At 61.4% G+C, this 16810-nt stretch carries 14 protein-coding genes, 4 tRNA genes and 1 pseudogene; 14 read left to right on the forward strand and 5 right to left on the reverse strand.

All coding sequences use genetic code 11. The features are described 5' to 3' along the window. The first annotated feature begins 40 nt into the window (after positions 1-40). The 5 genes from HU773_RS08970 (at position 41) to pyrF (ending at position 4689) form a co-directional block, all read left to right on the forward strand. Positions 41-844: an alpha/beta fold hydrolase gene (locus HU773_RS08970; protein WP_057438882.1), complete on the forward strand. Its 804-nt coding sequence runs from the start codon at positions 41-43 to the stop codon at positions 842-844. Next, complete coding sequence (locus tag HU773_RS08975) at positions 841-1695, forward strand: alpha/beta hydrolase (RefSeq protein WP_169989436.1); 855 nt, start codon at positions 841-843, stop codon at positions 1693-1695. The genes HU773_RS08970 and HU773_RS08975 overlap by 4 nt, the downstream gene beginning before the upstream one ends. Before the next feature lie 102 nt (positions 1696-1797). Then, complete coding sequence (locus HU773_RS08980) at positions 1798-2616, forward strand: DUF4892 domain-containing protein (protein WP_057959001.1); 819 nt, start codon at positions 1798-1800, stop codon at positions 2614-2616. Positions 2617-2688: 72 nt separating this feature from the next. Further along, complete coding sequence (locus tag HU773_RS08985; protein ID WP_057959002.1) at positions 2689-3750, forward strand: AI-2E family transporter; 1062 nt, start codon at positions 2689-2691, stop codon at positions 3748-3750. Positions 3751-3990: 240 nt separating this feature from the next. Further along, complete coding sequence (gene pyrF, locus HU773_RS08990; protein ID WP_057438885.1) at positions 3991-4689, forward strand: orotidine-5'-phosphate decarboxylase; 699 nt, start codon at positions 3991-3993, stop codon at positions 4687-4689. A gap of 157 nt (positions 4690-4846) precedes the next feature. Here the strand turns inward: pyrF and HU773_RS08995 are convergent, their stop codons facing one another. Then, the gene (locus tag HU773_RS08995) at positions 4847-5854 is read right to left on the reverse strand and encodes an NADP-dependent oxidoreductase (RefSeq protein ID WP_120732282.1); all 1008 of its coding nucleotides are present in this window, start codon (positions 5852-5854) and stop codon (positions 4847-4849) included. 226 nt (positions 5855-6080) lie between these two features. Here HU773_RS08995 and HU773_RS09000 point away from each other — a divergent pair, with 226 nt between their 5' ends. From HU773_RS09000 to HU773_RS27770, 4 genes and pseudogenes are all read left to right on the forward strand, one after another. Continuing rightward, positions 6081-6842 (forward strand): SDR family oxidoreductase, encoded by a 762-nt coding sequence (locus tag HU773_RS09000; protein WP_057438887.1) that lies wholly within the window; start codon positions 6081-6083, stop codon positions 6840-6842. 206 nt (positions 6843-7048) lie between these two features. Beyond that, the gene (locus tag HU773_RS09005) at positions 7049-8473 is read left to right on the forward strand and encodes an aminotransferase-like domain-containing protein (protein ID WP_120732285.1); all 1425 of its coding nucleotides are present in this window, start codon (positions 7049-7051) and stop codon (positions 8471-8473) included. A 1074-nt stretch (positions 8474-9547) separates the two neighbouring features. After that, positions 9548-9781: pseudogene (locus tag HU773_RS27765) on the forward strand (HAMP domain-containing protein); the annotation flags it as partial. A gap of 42 nt (positions 9782-9823) precedes the next feature. Continuing rightward, entirely contained in the window at positions 9824-10528 is a 705-nt protein-coding gene (locus tag HU773_RS27770; RefSeq protein WP_370694601.1) for a methyl-accepting chemotaxis protein, read from the forward strand. A 149-nt stretch (positions 10529-10677) separates the two neighbouring features. Here the strand turns inward: HU773_RS27770 and HU773_RS09015 are convergent, their stop codons facing one another. Beyond that, complete coding sequence (locus HU773_RS09015) at positions 10678-11490, reverse strand: alpha/beta fold hydrolase (protein WP_120732290.1); 813 nt, start codon at positions 11488-11490, stop codon at positions 10678-10680. Positions 11491-11614: 124 nt separating this feature from the next. Continuing rightward, complete coding sequence (locus HU773_RS09020) at positions 11615-12385, reverse strand: hypothetical protein (protein WP_057438889.1); 771 nt, start codon at positions 12383-12385, stop codon at positions 11615-11617. A gap of 356 nt (positions 12386-12741) precedes the next feature. Here HU773_RS09020 and HU773_RS09025 point away from each other — a divergent pair. The 4 genes from HU773_RS09025 (at position 12742) to HU773_RS09040 (ending at position 13155) form a co-directional block, all read left to right on the forward strand. Beyond that, positions 12742-12817: transfer RNA gene (locus HU773_RS09025), tRNA-Glu, on the forward strand. Between the two features lie 2 nt (positions 12818-12819). Then, positions 12820-12895: transfer RNA gene (locus tag HU773_RS09030), tRNA-Gly, on the forward strand. A 105-nt stretch (positions 12896-13000) separates the two neighbouring features. After that, positions 13001-13076 (forward strand) — tRNA-Glu (locus HU773_RS09035). 3 nt (positions 13077-13079) lie between these two features. Continuing rightward, positions 13080-13155, forward strand: a tRNA-Gly gene (locus HU773_RS09040). Positions 13156-13257: 102 nt separating this feature from the next. Here HU773_RS09040 and HU773_RS09045 read toward each other — a convergent pair. Both HU773_RS09045 and HU773_RS09050 read right to left on the reverse strand, forming a co-directional pair. After that, on the reverse strand, positions 13258-14997 hold the full coding sequence (locus tag HU773_RS09045; protein ID WP_057959007.1) for a dipeptidase: 1740 nt from the start codon (positions 14995-14997) through the stop codon (positions 13258-13260). A 155-nt stretch (positions 14998-15152) separates the two neighbouring features. Next, entirely contained in the window at positions 15153-15779 is a 627-nt protein-coding gene (locus HU773_RS09050; RefSeq protein ID WP_057438890.1) for an alanyl-tRNA editing protein, read from the reverse strand. Positions 15780-15869: 90 nt separating this feature from the next. Here HU773_RS09050 and HU773_RS09055 point away from each other — a divergent pair, with 90 nt between their 5' ends. Then, positions 15870-16802: a LysR family transcriptional regulator gene (locus tag HU773_RS09055; protein ID WP_186625498.1), complete on the forward strand. Its 933-nt coding sequence runs from the start codon at positions 15870-15872 to the stop codon at positions 16800-16802. Positions 16803-16810: the final 8 nt, after the last annotated feature.

Here is a 16810-nt window from a genome sequence, read left to right on the forward strand (position 1 = left end):
GTGAGGACAATCGAATTCTGTTTTGGATGATGGGTTGGTTATGTCGCAACATGTGTTTTTCACTCATGCCAATGGCTTTCCTTCGGCGACCTACGGCAAATTGTTCGATGCCCTGGCCCCGGAGTACGCGGTGGCGCACCTGTCGCAGCACGGCCACGACCCGCGGTTTCCGGTGGATGACAATTGGCAGAACCTGGTGGACGAACTGATCCACCACCTGGAGCAGCAACCGGAGCCGGTGTGGGGCGTCGGCCACTCATTGGGCGGGGTGCTGCATTTGCACGCGGCCCTGCGTTGCCCGCAGTTGTATCGCGGGGTGGTGATGCTCGACTCGCCGGTGCTGACCCTGGCCGACCGCTGGGTGATCCGCGCGGCCAAGCGTTTTGGCCTGATCGACCGCCTGACCCCGGCTGGCCGCACCCTGGGCCGGCGCGAAGAGTTCAGCGACCTGGACGCCGCGCGTCAGTATTTTTCCGGCAAGACACTGTTTCGCGGGTTTGACCCGGACTGCCTGGAGGCCTACCTGCAACATGGTCTGCACCAGGTCGGCGATCGCCTGCGCCTGCGGTTCGACCCGGCCACGGAAATCAGCATTTATCGGGGCGTGCCACACACCAGCCCCGGCCAGACCCGCCAATTGAAAGTGCCACTGGCCGTAGTACGCGGCCGGCAGAGCCGGGTGGTGATGCGCCATCACGCCAGCGGCGTCGCACGCCTGCCCATGGGCGAGATGCTGACCATGCCCGGCGGCCACATGTTTCCCCTGGAGCGGCCGCAGGACACGGCGACCCTGATCAAGAACCTGTTTACCCGTTGGGAAGCCCGCGAGCGCAGTTGCGCATGACCACGCCTGTCGAAGAAGTGCGCCTGAGCCTGCCGCACATTGAGCTGGCGGCCCATCTGTTCGGCCCGGAAGACGGCCTGCCGGTGATCGCCCTGCATGGCTGGCTGGACAACGCCAACAGCTTTGCGCGCCTGGCGCCCAAGCTGCAGGGTTTGCGCATTGTCGCCCTGGACATGGCCGGCCACGGCCACTCGGCCCACCGCCCGGCTGGGGCGGGGTACGCCTTGTGGGATTACGTGTTTGATGTGCTGCAAGTGGCCGAACAGCTGGGCTGGAAACGTTTTGCATTACTTGGCCACTCCCTGGGGGCAGTCGTTTCCACGGTGCTGGCCGGGGCCTTGCCGGAGCGCGTGACGCACTTGGCGTTGATCGACGGCGTGATCCCGCCGACCGCCACCGGCGAGGACCCCGCCGAGCGCCTGGGCATGGCCCTGCAGGCGCAAATCAACCTGCAGGACAAGCGCAAACCGGTGTACGGCACCCTCGACCGGGCGGTGGAAGCGCGAATGAAAGGCGTGGTGGCCGTCAGCCGTGAAGCCGCGGAACTCCTGGCCCGGCGCGGCTTGATGCCGGTGCCGGGCGGCTACACCTGGCGCAGTGACAGCCGCCTGACCCTGGCCTCGCCAATACGCCTGACGGAAGAACAGGCCATGGCCTTCGTGCGTCGAGTGGCGTGCCCTGCACAGTTGGTGGTCGCGCAAGAAGGCATGCTGGCCAAACATCCCGAGCTGCTTGCGCAGGTGCCGTTCACTGTCACCACCCTTGCAGGTGGCCATCATTTGCACCTGAATGACGAGTCGGGAGCGGTTCTTGTTGCAGACTGTTTCAATCGGTTCTTCACCGCGCCTTGACTTGGCGGGGGCAACTGTCGAGGCTGGGCAGATTGAAAGGGAGTCAACCATGAACAATCCGAATACCGCGAAGGCATCCACCGGCCAAGGCGCACCGATCCGATGAGTAGTGCCAAGGGAATTATCCGTGTGCTTGGGCTGTGCTGCATCAGCCCGTTGGTCTTCGCTGCTGATCTACCGGGAAGCCAGGATCTGCCCAGCGTGGCCCGTCAGGTGGATGCGCAGATTGTCGACTACCGTCCCACCGAAGAAAAAGAACGCATCTACCCCATGGGCGCGATCCGTAAGATCAGTGGCAAGTTGCGCTACGACGGTCAGGCCACGGCCCGTGGCCAAGTAACCGCCATCACCTATGAACTGCCTGCCGAGCACAGTTCCAGCACGGCCTTCAAAGCCACGCGCGAGGCGTTGCAAGAACAGGGCGCGCAGTTGTTGTTCTGGTGCCAGGCCCGTGATTGTGGCGAAAGCAGCCTCTGGGCCAATGAAGTGTTGGGCAATGCCAAGCTGGTCGGCGCCGATGGCCAGCAGGAATTCCTCTTGCTGCGCCTGGCCGCCCCTCAGGACAACTCTCTGGTGGCGCTGTACGGCATCACCCGCGGCAATCGCCGGGCTTACCTGCATGTTGAGCAAATGGACGCCAGCGCGCCATTGGGGCAATTGCTGCCGACCTCTGCCACACTGCTGCGCGAACTGAAAAGCACCGGCGACCTGGATTTCCCTTTGCTGGGGGCTGAGCCCGACGCAACATGGTTGACCCTGATTTCCCGTGGATTGAACCTCGACACCACCTTGCGGGTCAGTTTGAGCGGACCCAACGCTGAAGCCTGGCGCCAGGGCCTGATCGACAAGGGCGTGCGTGCGGCGCGCCTGGAAACCGCTACTGGCGAGACCCAGGGCCTGCATCTGCAAGTGATCCGCTGATCGTTCCAGGGCGAACGGACCCGCGCCGTTCGCCTAAGCTCTCCCTCAACAGACTTCTTTTCGAGAAAGCACATGCTCAACAATGATCGCCTGCTGGTGCAGATCCTGCTCCTGGTGCTGTTTGGTGCCAGTTTCTGGGTGATGGCGCCGTTCTGGTCGGCGCTGTTCTGGGGCGCGGTGCTGGCGTTTGCCAGCTGGCCGCTGATGCGCCTGTTGACCCGCGCCCTGGGCGGCCGCGAGTCCCTGGCAGCGGGGATCCTGACCTTGGGCTGGATGTTGCTGGTGGCAGTGCCACTGGTGTGGTTGGGCTTCAACCTGGCCGACCATGTGCGCGATGCTGTGGCGCTGATCAAGGACCTCCAGGTCGACGGCCTGCCCGAAGCACCTAGCTGGCTGGGCTCGATCCCGTTTGTGGGAGAGCGGCTGGTGGCCATGTGGGACAGTATCGACCAGCAGGGCGCGGCTTTGATGGTCACGATCAAGCCCTACCTGGGGCAGGTCGGCAACTGGCTGCTGGCCCGCAGCGCGCAGATCGGCGGCGGCATCCTCGAACTGACCCTCAGCCTGGTGTTTGTATTCTTTTTCTACCGCGACGGGCCACGCCTGGCGATGTTCGTTCACCGGCTGCTGGAGCGTTTGATCGGTGATCGCGCCGGCTACTACATCGACCTGGTGGCCGGTACGGTGCAACGGGTGGTCAACGGCGTGATCGGCACCGCCGCCGCCCAGGCATTGCTGGCACTGATCGGCTTCCTGATTGCCGGCGTGCCCGGGGCACTGGTGCTGGGCATCGTCACCTTCCTGCTCAGCCTGATCCCCATGGGCCCGCCCCTGGTCTGGATCCCGGCCACGGCCTGGTTGGTATGGAAGGGCGATTACACCTACGCGGTGTTCCTCGGCGTCTGGGGCACATTCATCATCAGTGGCGTAGACAACGTGCTCAAGCCCTACCTGATCAGCCGCGGCGGTAACCTGCCACTGGTGATCGTGTTGCTGGGGGTATTTGGTGGCTTGATCGCGTTTGGCTTTATCGGCTTGTTTATCGGGCCGACCTTGTTGGCGGTGGCGTATAGCCTGTTGACGGATTGGAGCGCGACTCAGGCGCAGGTTCGTCGCGAGGACAAGGTGAGCTGATCCTTTGCAGGAGCCGGCAATGGCTAGGTCCCGGGTAGTCACGTTTTTGCCGTCACCTGCGGGCGAGGCTACTGTCGGGGCATGTTGCAGGCGTGTCGTGAATGTATCTACTTTGAAATATTAGTCGGTTCTCCCAGAAAAATAGGCGCTTGCCGAGGATTTACCGATCATCGGATCCCGCAAAGCCGCTGCTTGCGCTACAATCCGCGCCGATTTCGACTTGCCTGAGAGCCCATTCCAATGTCCGTCTGCCAGACTCCTATCATCGTCGCCCTGGATTACCCCACCCGTGACGCCGCACTGAAGCTGGCTGACCAGTTGGACCCCAAGCTCTGCCGGGTCAAGGTCGGCAAGGAGCTGTTCACCAGTTGTGCCGCAGAAATCGTCGGCACCCTGCGTGACAAGGGTTTTGAGGTGTTCCTCGACCTGAAATTCCACGATATCCCTAACACCACCGCGATGGCGGTCAAGGCCGCGGCCGAGATGGGCGTGTGGATGGTCAACGTCCACTGTTCCGGCGGCCTGCGCATGATGGCCGCGTGCCGTGAGGTGCTGGATCAGCGCAGCGGTCCCAAGCCGTTGCTGATCGGTGTGACCGTGCTGACCAGCATGGAGCGTGAGGACCTGGCCGGTATTGGCCTGGATATCGAGCCCCAGGAGCAAGTACTGCGTCTGGCGGCCCTGGCGCAGAAAGCCGGCCTCGATGGCCTGGTGTGTTCGGCGCTGGAGGCCCAGGCGTTGAAGACTGCCCATCCTACGCTGCAACTGGTGACCCCGGGGATTCGTCCGGCGGGCAGCGCCCAGGACGATCAGCGGCGGATTCTTACGCCGCGCCAGGCGCTGGATGCGGGTTCTGATTACTTGGTGATCGGTCGTCCGATCAGCCAGGCGGCCGATCCGGCCAAGGCCCTGGCGGCGGTGGTTGCCGAAATCGCCTGATGCCTTTGCGCTAAAAATCTGGGAGCTGGCTTGCCAGCGATGCAGGCACTTCGGTTTTTCAGTCAGTCCGAGGTGATGCTATCGCAGGCAAGCCAGCTCCCACAGTTGCTTACGGTGTGCCGCTTGGCACTCGATCCCACAAGGGCGCTGTGGGGTGTCAGTTGACCTTCAGCACCAACTTGCCAAAGTTCTCGCCGTTGAACAGCTTCATCAGCGTTTCAGGGAACGTCTCCAGTCCCGCGACAATATCTTCCTTGCTCTTGAGCTTGCCTTGCGCCATCCAACCGGCCATTTCCTGCCCGGCGGCGGCAAAGTTCGCCGCATGGTCCATCACCACAAACCCTTCCATGCGCGCCCGATTGACCAGCAGTGACAAGTAGTTGGCCGGCCCCTTCACGGCTTCCTTGTTGTTGTACTGGCTGATGGCCCCGCAGATCACCACCCGCGCCTTCAACGCGAGGCGGCTGAGCACGGCGTCGAGGATATCGCCGCCGACGTTATCGAAATACACGTCCACGCCTTTTGGGCATTCGCGCTTGAGGGCCGCCGGCACGTCTTCGTGTTTGTAGTCGATGGCCGCGTCGAACCCCAGTTCATCCAGCAAAAACTTGCACTTGTCGGCGCCGCCAGCAATCCCTACCACGCGGCAGCCTTTGATCTTGGCGATCTGCCCGGCAATGCTGCCCACCGCCCCGGCGGCGCCGGAAATCACTACGGTATCGCCGGCCTTGGGCGCGCCGGTGTCGAGCAGGGCAAAGTAGGCGGTCATGCCGGTCATGCCCAGCGCCGACAGATAGCGCGGCAGCGGCGCCAGTTTCGGATCGACCTTATAGAAACCGCGCGGCTCGCCGAGGAAGTAATCCTGTACACCCAGGGCGCCATTCACGTAGTCCCCGACCGCGAATTTCGGTGTGTTCGAGGCGATGACCTGGCCTACGCCCAAGGCGCGCATGACTTCGCCGATGGCGACCGGCGGGATGTAGGACTTGCCTTCATTCATCCAGCCACGCATGGCCGGGTCGAGGGACAGGTATTCGTTGCGCACCAGCACCTGGCCGTCCGCCAGGTTGCCCACCGGCACTTCCTGGTAGGTGAAGGTGTCCCGCGTGGCCGCACCGACCGGGCGTTTGGCAAGCAGGAATTGGCGGTTGGTCTGGGCAGTCATGGCAAGGACTCTGGATAAATGGACCTCAAGTGATAGACCTTCCAGGCGCCAGGAGCAAGGTCGGCCGATACCTGCGAATGCCCGGCGATAGGCTGGGTTGATAGTGGGCCCGGCAGGCTTATCACTGCCGTGCATGGGCGCTCAACCGGCCCTCTGATAGTGCTGACGCGTGGCGCCTGGCCCTGGCTATGCTGGGCCCACGGGCATTCATCCAAGGATATAAGCAATGAGCATGACGTTTTCCGGCCAGGTCGCCCTGGTCACCGGCGCTGCCAACGGTATCGGCCGCGCCACGGCGCTGGCATTCGCCAACGAAGGCCTGAAGGTCGTGGTCGCCGACCTGGATGTGGCGGGCGGAGAGGGCACCGTCGCGTTGATCCGCGAGACGGGCGGCGAGGCGTTGTTCGTGCGCTGCAATGTCACCCTGGAGGCAGATGTGCAGCAACTGATGCAGCAAGTGCTGAACAGCTATGGTCGCCTGGACTATGCGTTCAACAATGCCGGCATCGAGATTGAACAGGGCAAGTTGGCCGATGGCACCCTGGATGAGTTCGACGCCATCATGGGGGTCAACGTCAAGGGCGTGTGGTTGTGCATGAAGTATCAGCTGCCGTTGCTGCTGGCCCAGGGCGGTGGGGCGATCGTCAATACCGCGTCGGTGGCGGGGTTGGGGGCTGCGCCGAAGATGAGTATTTATGCGGCGTCCAAGCATGCGGTGATTGGCCTGACCAAGTCGGCAGCCATCGAGTACGCGAAAAAGAAAATCCGCGTCAACGCCGTGTGCCCGGCGGTGATCGACACCGACATGTTCCGTCGTGCCTATGAAGCCGACCCGCGCAAGGCCGAGTTTGCCGCCGCCATGCACCCGGTCGGGCGCATTGGTACGGTCGGGGAAATCGCCAGCGCGGTGCTGTATCTGTGCAGCGATGGCGCCGCGTTCACCACTGGCCAGGCATTGGCCGTGGATGGCGGTGCGACGGCTATTTAGGACGGGTCGCCGTGCACCACTGAGAAAGTGATTTCCAGTGCTGTGGGGCGTTTCCGCAGGTGGCAAGATGCCCTGGGCTATTGTGTTTCAATAGGTAAATAACCCAATAAAATCAATGATTTAATAAATTTATGAGCAGGGTGATCCTGGCCTTCTGTGCTTAACTGTTTTGAGTTAAATGCCAAACAGTTGAAGGGGGGTGGCTCATGGATTTAGGGATCAATCGACAAGCCCTTGTACCGGTGGTTCAGCAAATTGTCAGCGCCATTGCCGCATGGATTCGGGAGAGCGGGGTCAGCCCCGGAACGCGCCTGCCTTCCATCCGGCAACTGGCCCAGGACAACCTGCTCAGTCAATCCAGTGTGATCGAGGCGCTGGAGCGCATGGTGGCCGAAGGGGTCTTGGCCTCAAGGGCCGGTTCGGGGTTTGTTATCGCCGAGCAACCGGTGGCCAGCAGCCCATTGGCGGAGTGCCAGTGGTATGAGGGGGCAGAGCGCAGGTGGGGGACCTTTACCGATAACCAGTTGGGAGAATTGAAGCTGGGGTGCGGCTGGCTGCCGGACTCCTGGCGTGAAAGTGATGACATCAGCTATGCGATTCGCGAAATCAGCCGTACCGATACCGCTGGGGTTTTCAATTACAGCACGCCCCTGGGGTTGCCGGCGTTACGTGAGCAATTGCACAAGCGCCTGACACAGATCCAGGTGGCCAGCACTGCCGAGCAGATCCTCACCACCCACGGCGCGAGCCATGCCCAGGACCTGCTGATCCGCACCTTGCTCAAGGCCGGCGACACGGTGGTGGTCGAGAGCCCTGGCTACGGCAACCTATATCGTCAGTTGGCTTTCCACGGTGTCATGTTGCTGGAGGTGCCCAGAACCCGCAGCGGCCCGGATATCCAGGCCCTGGAAACGCTGCTGGCCCGCCACCGCCCCAAGTGCCTGTTCATCAACAGCCTCTACCACAACCCGACGGGCACCAGCCTGTCGCGGGTGGTCGCCGAGCGTCTGTTGCACCTGGCCCACACTCGGGACTTCCTGATTGTCGAGGAGGATGTCTACGGCGACCTGCAACATGCTTCCTGTACCCGTCTGGCGGCGTTGGCCCATGATGATCGGGTGATCTATGTCTCGAGCTTTTCCAAGACCCTGAGCAGCGCCCTGCGGGTTGGCTATCTCACCGCCAGCACGGCCCTCATCAGCCAATTGCTCAAGCTCAAGACCTTGACCGGTATGGGCACCTCACGCTTTGCCGAAGCGATGGTGGCCAGTCTCCTGACCAACGGCACCTACCGCAAATGGGTACAGCGCCTGCGCCGACGGCTGAGCGCGGAGATGGCGAAGACCTTGCAGGTGCTGGAGGATGAAGAGTGGGAGGTCTTTGCGGTGCCCGCAGGTGGCATGTTTGTGTGGGCGCGCCCGGGTTCAGGGGATGGCTCAAGGGTGCACGCAAGGGCCCGACAGCTTGGGGTCTTGCTGTCTTCCGGCGAGTTGTTCAGCCCGACCGGCGAGCACGCTGAATGGCTGCGGATCAATGTGGCCTATGCTTGCGATCATCGGGCCCTGGCATTGTTCAAAGCCATGGGCCCCACAGGATCGACCTCCACCATTCTGAAAACGACGGGGATGTAGCTTTTTGCCATTATTGTGGCGCCAACGTCTTGTGTTGCAGGGCCCGGGATTGCGAATCTCGTTGCATGGATACCGGGCTTGCTGGCGTTCGCCACCCCAAGAGGACTTTGCGCAATGATTTCGGCCGTGCAACGACGATTTGCCAACCTTGGGCTGGCCAGGAAGCTGGGGCTGGGGTTTGCCCTGGTATTGCTGTTGACGGCCCTGGTGGCGGCGATTGGCGTGTGGTCCCTGCAAACCGTTGGCCAGCGTTTTGTGGGGCTCAAGGGCATGTCTTCGCTCAATGAGGGGCTGCTGAATGTGCGTTTGATTGAGCAGGAGTATGCGTTGCGCAGCGATGCCGACTCGGTCGAGGTCCTGCACCAACGGGTGGATAGCCTGGTGGCCGAAGCCCAGGCGCTCAACATGAGCGAGGTCGAGCAGGCGCTGGGCGCCTATCGCAAGGCATTTGACGAATTTGTCGAGCTGACCCAGGCCAAGGACCTGGCGCTGGAAATGGCCAGTTGGTCGGTGTCCAGTGTCGCCAACAACCTTGATGTATTGCAGGCCGGCCTGGCCGACGATGGGGCCTATAACCTCAAGGAAAGCCAAGGCAAAGAGGGCGCCGAGTTTATCGAGCAGGCCGGGCAGGTGGGGCAGGTTTCGCGCTTGATGTTGCAGGCCATGAACGAAGCCCATGTGCGCCTGGATCAGAGCCGCAAGGGCGACGCGGACAGTGCCGGGCAAGGCCACATCGAGCAGGCCGATCAGGCCCTGGCCCAGGCCGGGCAACTGCAGACCCTGGTCAAGGATCCTGGCTATCAGACCGTGCTCAATGAAGTGGTCGGGCATATCGGAGCCTTCAGCGAAAAACTCACCGAATACACCGGCCTGCTGGCCCAGGAAAAAATCGTCTACCAACAGTTGCATGAGCGGGCCGCGCAAGTGGTGGCGCAGGTCAACCAGGCCTATGCCGCGCAGGACCAGTCGATGCAGGCGCAGTTGGCCAAGAGCAGCTTGCTGATCATTGTGTCATCGGCCCTAGCTTTATTGGTCGGGGTGATTGCCGCGTGGCTGATTACCCGGCTGATCGTGATGCCGCTGCGCAGCGTGATTGCCGTGGCCCGGCAGATTGCGGCCGGGGATCTCAGCGGGCGCATGGAGGTGAGCCGACAGGACGAGATGGGCCAGTTGATGCAGGCGATGCAGCAGATGGGCGGGGGCCTGAGCAATATGGTCAGCGGGCTGCAGGCGGGGATTGAACAATTGGCCAGCTCGGCCCAGTCATTGTCCAGGGGGACCGAGCAGACCAATCTCGAAGTCAGTAGCCAGAAAGAAGAAACCGAGCAAGTCGCCACCGCCATGAACCAGATGGCCGCCACGGTGCACGATGTGGCACGCAATGCCGAGCAGGCCGCACAAGCGGCGCAGACCGCCGACGACAAGGTCGACACTGGCCAGCAGGTGGTACGCCAGAGCCTGCAGCGCATCGAGCTGCTGGCCAGTTCGGCGACCTCTGCCAGCACCAGCATCGAAAGCCTGAGCGCCGAAATCCAGAATATCGGCAGCGTGTTGGAGGTGATCAAAAGTGTTGCCGAGCAGACCAACCTGCTGGCGCTCAACGCCGCCATCGAGGCGGCACGCGCCGGCGAGCAAGGGCGCGGCTTTGCGGTGGTCGCCGATGAGGTGCGCGCCCTGGCCAGGCGCACCCAGCAATCGACGGAGGAAATCGAACGTCTGGTCAGCACCTTGCGCAGCGCGGCGCAGTCTTCAGTGCGGGATATCCAGCACAGCGGCGAGCTGGTGAAGCTGGCTGTCAGCGATGCCCTGGAAACCGAAAGTGCGTTGGGCAGCATTGCCGCGGCGGTGTCGCTGATCCAGCAGATGAACCAGCAGATCGCGGCCGCGGCCGAGCAGCAGAGCTCGGTGGCCGAAGAAATCAACCGCAGCGTCACCAGTATCCGCGCCAGCGCCGATCAATCGGCGCTGAGCATGCAGGGTAATGCGGCATCGAGTATCGAGTTGGCGCAACTGGGGGCGGAACTCAAGGGGATGGTGGGGCATTTCCGGCTGTGATCATATTCAGGGCCGGAACGAGTTCCCTGGGGGAGCTGACACCCTGAGGTGTACTCACGGGCGCCATCGCGGGCGAGCCTGCTCCCACAGGGGGGAGTGTAGCTGCGCGCCTCGGCATCTCATCTACATTGGAGATACTCAAGGTGTGATCAGGCGTGATTGGCCAAAAAGGTCAGCAGTGCCTCATTGACGAAATCAGGATTTTCCCGGCTGGAGATATGCCCTGCGTCCGGGATCAATACCAGATCGCAGCCGATCAGATCGGCCATTTCCTGCGCTTCTGCGGGTGGGCGCGGCTGGTCCTCGTTGCCACACATCACCAGAGTCGTATCAGCATTCAGGCGGGATAAGCCTTCCAGCGCATCCCCACGACCGAAAATCAGGCGACCCAGGGGCACGATGCTTTGCAGCAGGCGATCCTTGGGGAAGTCGCGCAGGGACTGGCGGAAGTCCTGATACAGCGCAGAGTCGTGGTCGATGCCGGGGCGGAAGAAGATCGGCACGATGATATCCAGCAGGGCATCTGGAATAGCACCCGCGGCCTCGATTGCGCCGAGCAGTGCGAAATACTGTTCGCGGGTGGCCTCAGGCTCTGCGCCCAGATAGGTATCCATCAATACCAGGCTGTTGACCCGCTCGGGCGCCAGCAACGCCAGCGGCGCACCCCACATGCCGCCGACGGACAAACCCACCAGGTTGACCTGGGCAATCTCCAGATGGTCCAGCAAGGCCAGGGCCTGGCGTGCCAGGTCGTCCAGGGTGCGGGTCTGTGCCGGTAGCGGGCCAGACTCACCGTGACCCCACAGCTCTGGCACGATCACTCGGTACTGTTGCGACAGGGCGGCGATCTGCGGTGCCCACATGTGCTGGTCCCACAGGTAGCTCTGGCCGAGCAGGACAGCAGGGCCCGCGCCCTGGTCCACGTAGTGCAGGGGCTGACCATCAATGATGACACTTGGCATGAAGGCCTCTTTCGTTTACGGAATGAAGTGCACTTTTGTACGCGAGTTATTGCAGCGAGGGGTAGAGGCAGGATGATGGCTCCGGGTGCAAAGCATGCACCCGGCGAATCAAGGCAGGAGAGGATCAGTCGTAGATGACTTTCTTTTTCCACTCGGCATCAGCGTCATCGGCTTTCAAGCCTGCGGTCAGCTCATTGGTCTCTTCGGCGGTTTGCTGGCTGTTGGTCAGCACCATGGAGTTGGCACGCGCCAATTGTTTTTCCAGCAGTTGCAGGTGCTGGCTGTAGGTGGCCGGTTCAGGCTGCTTGCGCAGGTATTGCACGCCGCGCTCGAACGCCAGGCGCGCCTGGCCGGGCTGCGCCTGTTGCAGCGCGTGTTGGCCAAGATTGTTGAAGAACTCGATGTGCAGCAGCACCAGCAGGTGACGGATTTCTCGGATCCAGTGCTTGGCCTCGTTGGTGGGCAAAAAGCCGTCCTGGGCGGCGCGGGTGACCTGGCCGTGCAGGGCTTCGAGCAGGAAGCGTACATCCTTGGCCTTGGCCTCGGTCTGGATCGGCCCTGGAGGGTTGTTCACCGGGATCGACTCGCCCTGGCCCACCAGTGCTTCCAACTCGGCAATACGGGCCTTGATGGTGCTGCTGGATTTGTTGAGGTGGAGCATGCGTTGGTTGACGTTCAGTTCCAGGCGGGTCAGCAGCAGCTTGAGCTGCGGCGTCATCAGTTGGCCGGGGAACGTCTCGGTGATCTCGCCACAGCGGCGCAGCCGATCATTGAGCTCAATCTGGGCCCGGGCTTTTTCCAGTTTGTTGTTTTCCACCACGTGGTTCATGTAGCCAATGGCGATCAGTATTACGATCCCGGCTATTACCAGCAGGGTGATCATGAGTGGTGTCACCGGTGTGACCTCTTTGTAGGATGTGCGTTGAAGTGTAGTGATTGGCGCTTGCGGCGGATAGGACTCTTCGACGAGATGAGTCAGTGCTTTCATCTGTATATGTAGTAACTCTGAATAGATGCACATTGCCACCATTCGCGGGTCAGGACTATAACGTCTTGTCGGGCGCCAGAATATAGGCGCCAAAGCCTGGACGGCGAGAAACTCCGACAGTGGCGGTAAAGCGGGGCGAAGTCATTGATTTAAATAAATTTATCCTTGGGGGTTGACGACCTTTCAATCCATCCATAGAATGCGCGCCACTTACAGCGTAAAGCACACAGCGAAACGCGGTAGGGAGTGAATGTTGTACGTGTGTCCCCTTCGTCTAGTGGCCTAGGACACCGCCCTTTCACGGCGGTAACAGGGGTTCGAGTCCCCTAGGGGACGCCATTGCGGGAATAGCTCAGTTGGTAGAGCACGACCTTGCCAAGGTCGGGGTCGCGAGTTCGAGTCTCGTTTCCCGCTCCATTTTTAAACAGTGTGGCTTTCGGGCGGCACTGAGTGAAACCAGGACCAAGTCTTCGGACAAGGCCTCTGGGCACTGGAATACACACCATGTGTTTCAGTTAGCGTGTCCCCTTCGTCTAGTGGCCTAGGACACCGCCCTTTCACGGCGGTAACAGGGGTTCGAGTCCCCTAGGGGACGCCATTTGCGGGAATAGCTCAGTTGGTAGAGCACGACCTTGCCAAGGTCGGGGTCGCGAGTTCGAGTCTCGTTTCCCGCTCCATATTCAACAAAAACGCCGCTCAGTGATGAGCGGCGTTTTTGTTTGTCTGCAATTCAAGCCTGCGCAAATGGACCCGCCGCACAAGCGGGTCCAGGTGCTGGGTCAGAGTTTCGGCAACTGCCCGATACGGCCCATCATTTCCGTCACGATCTGCAGGTCCAGCAGGAACTGCTCGGTGGTCTTGAACTCGTTGTCGGTGTGCCCGGTGTATTTGACCTCGGGGCGGGCCAGGCCGAATTGCACGCCATTGGGCAGGTCATGCACCGAGGTTGCGCCAGCCGAAGTCCCGTACTCAGGCTTCATGCCCAGGTTTTCCGTGGCCACGGCCAGCAGCGCCTTGACCCATTCACCCTCGGGGTTACGGTACATCGGCGCGGCGACCGAGTAATCGAAGGCTGGCGCAATATGGGTCTTTTGGCTCCAGGCGCTCAGCTTGTCAGCGATCTCTTTCTTGAGCGTTTCTGGGGATTTACCTTTTGGCACCCGCAGGTTGACCGCCAGCTTGAAGGCTTTTTCGTCCATGCCGACAAAGGTCGGCGAGGTGGTCAGTGGCCCCATGAACGTATCGGCAAAGCCCACGCCCAATTTGCCGCCCAGGTAATCCAGGCCCCAGTTATCGGCGGCATAGCGGGCAGCGTCAGTAATCTCGTTGTGTTTGAACGCAACCTTGCCGTCCAGGCTGTTGATAAAGACCAGCATCCGCGCCACCGGGTTGATGCCCGATTCGGGTTCGGAAGAGTGCGCCGATACCCCGGTGACGGTCAGCTTGACGTCTTTGTCGACGACCTTGGCATCTACAGTGAAATCGCCACCATTGGCCTTGGCGAATGCACTCCCGGCCTGTTGCAGGCTGGCAGCCAGTTCGGCGGGGCTGTCGCTACGCAACGTGGCCACCGAGGCCGAAGGAATCTGGTTGGTCGCCAGGCCGCCGGTCATGGCAATGATTTCGGCGCCTTTGCCGTCGGCTTTGCGCTTGGCAAAGGTGGCCATGACCGTGCCATAACCCTTTTCGGCGATGACGACCGGGTAGCCGCCGTCCAGCGCGAGGTTGTAGTTGGGCGTCGGGTTGTGTTCGAAGTAGTAGGGAATGGCGTCGCCGGTGGTTTCTTCGGTGGTGTCCACCAGCAGCTTGAAGTTGCGTGCCAGGGGCAGGTTTTCTTCCTTGATCACTTTCATCGCATACAGCGTCACCACGATGCCGTTCTTGTCATCCTCGGTGCCGCGGCCGTACATGCGGTCGCCAATCAGCGTGACCTTGAACGGGTCGAGGCGGGTGCCATCGGCCAGTACCCAGTTTTCCGGGGTCACCGGCACCACGTCGGCGTGGGCGTGGATGCCCACAACTTCGTCGCCGGCACCTTCCAGGGAAATTTCGTAGACGCGGTTGTCGATATTGCGGAACTTCAGGTTGAACGCCTGGGCCAGGCTCTTGATCTTGTCGGCGATCTTGATGAATTCAGGGTTGTCGTGCTGGGCTACGCCTTCTACCTGGAAGGTCGGTATGGCCACCAGCTCGCGCAGGGTCTCGGTAGCCGCCGCGCCGTATTTCACCCGGGCGTAGAGGCCCAGCAGGCGATGAATTTCGTTTTGCTGTTCGGCGGACAGGCGTTTGTTATCGAGAAAAGCACTGATTGCCGGGCCCAAGTCGGCGGTTTTGCCCAGTTCACTTTTGGCCAGGCTGCCGAGGAAGGTGCGGAAGTCCTTGATCGAGGCGTCATTGAACGTCTTGAGGATGGTCGCGCTCTGTTGCGGGGTGATATTGGCGAACGCTGGTGCGGTAACGGCGGACAGGCTGGCGACCATCAGGGTGGCGGCGGCCAGGTGCTTGAGGGAGAAGTCCATTGCTGGGGGCATTCCTTTGCAGGTGGTGAGTAGGAGGTTTCCGATTTTTATGTCGGAAACATTTTCACACACTAGCATCACCCACAAGCTCCAGGGGAGCCCCTTGCGCGGTGATGTCCTATCTCAATAATAAAACGCCGCCTGCCATCAATCTGTCAGTCGAGGCTGTAGCGCACCGACAACGTGCCCTTCTTCTCCGACAGGCCGAGGATCGTGACCTGGCCGACTTGGGCGAGGGCCTGTACGTGAGTGCCGCCGCAGGCGTAGGGCGGCAGATCACCAAAACCTACTTCCCGGGAGCCGCTTTGCAGCGTCATTTGGCGCGGTAAATCTGCGGCGATCCATTGGTTGACCTGTTGTTGCAGGGCATCGGCCTCCATGTTCTGGGCGAATTCCCCACGGATAAAACTGATCTTGCCTTCGCCTGGCCAGTGGTGGGCCTTGATCGGCATCCAGCCCAGGGTCTCACCGGCGTTGCCAATCAGATGCCCTGCCGAATGCAGGCGTGTATGCAGGGCGCGGCGCTCGCCGTCGACCCGCGCTTGCTGGAGCCCGAGTGCGACGGGCTGGTCCACGTAGTGCACGATGCGCTCGGCTTCCTGCACCACTTTCAACACGTTGCTGTCTCCCAGCCACCCCGTATCAAAAGGCTGGCCGCCACCCTGGGGGTGGAAAATGGTGGAGTGCAGCACCACCGCAAACTGCTGCTCAAACGGCGTGCACTCCAGCACATCAACATCGGCAACCAGGTGGTCATGGGTAAAAAACAGGCGCTGGGTCATCGTCTACATCCGCATCAGGGCTCTAAACAGCAGTATAAGTAGTGCGCCAATGGGTGATAATCCGCTGAAATCTCAATGGACTTGTGCGTCATGAGCATCAATCTTCCTTTGCCGCTGCTGGGCGAAATGGCGATTTTCGTCAAGGTGGTGGAAACCGGCAGCTTCTCCGAGGCGGCTCGCCAACTGGGGGCGTCGCCATCGGCGGTGAGTCGCAGCATCTCGCGCCTGGAGCAGGCCCTGGCCACGCGGCTGCTGCAGCGCACCACACGCAAATTGCGCTTGAGCGAAGGTGGCGAAGAGGTTTTCAAACGCTGCCAGGAAATGGTCAGCGCGGCGCGCTCAGTGATGGAAATCAGCGGCCAGTACACCCACGAAGCCGAAGGACTGGTGCGGGTCAGTGTGCCCAAGGCGGTCGGGCGGTTTGTGGTGCATCCGCATATGCCAGAGTTCTTGCGGCGTTATCCCAAGGTCGATGTGCAGTTGATCCTCGAAGATCGGCAGGTGGATTTGATTGATGACAATGTCGACCTGAGCATCCGCATCACCGATAGCCCGCCACCGGGGTTGGTAGGGCGCCAGTTATTACCGATTGAGCATTTGTTGTGTGCCACGCCGCAGTATCTGGCTGCCCACGGTACGCCGCTGCATCCCCATGATTTGCTGGGGCACAGTTGCATCTACCTGGGCGAAACGCCGGGGGATGCGCGCTGGAAATTCCGCCAGGCGGGCAAAACAGTGACGGTGGGGGTACGCGGGCGGTATGCGGCCAATCACACGGGGGTGCGGCTGGATGCGGTGTTGCAGGATGTAGGGATTGGCAGCTTGCCGTACTTCACCGCGCGGCATGCCTTGGAGGAGGGGCGGTTGGTGCAGGTCCTGGCGCAATGGGATTTCATTGCCTCGTACCATGGGGATGCCTGGTTGCTGCATTCGCCCACACGCTACCTGCCGCCGAAATTGCGGGTGTTTATTGATTATCTGGTGGAGTGCATGGCTAAGGAGCCTACATTGCATCGGCGGTAGGCGCGCGA

It is taken from the genome of Pseudomonas shahriarae (assembly GCF_014268455.2).
In the GTDB taxonomy this organism is placed as follows: Bacteria; Pseudomonadota; Gammaproteobacteria; order Pseudomonadales; family Pseudomonadaceae; genus Aquipseudomonas; species Aquipseudomonas shahriarae.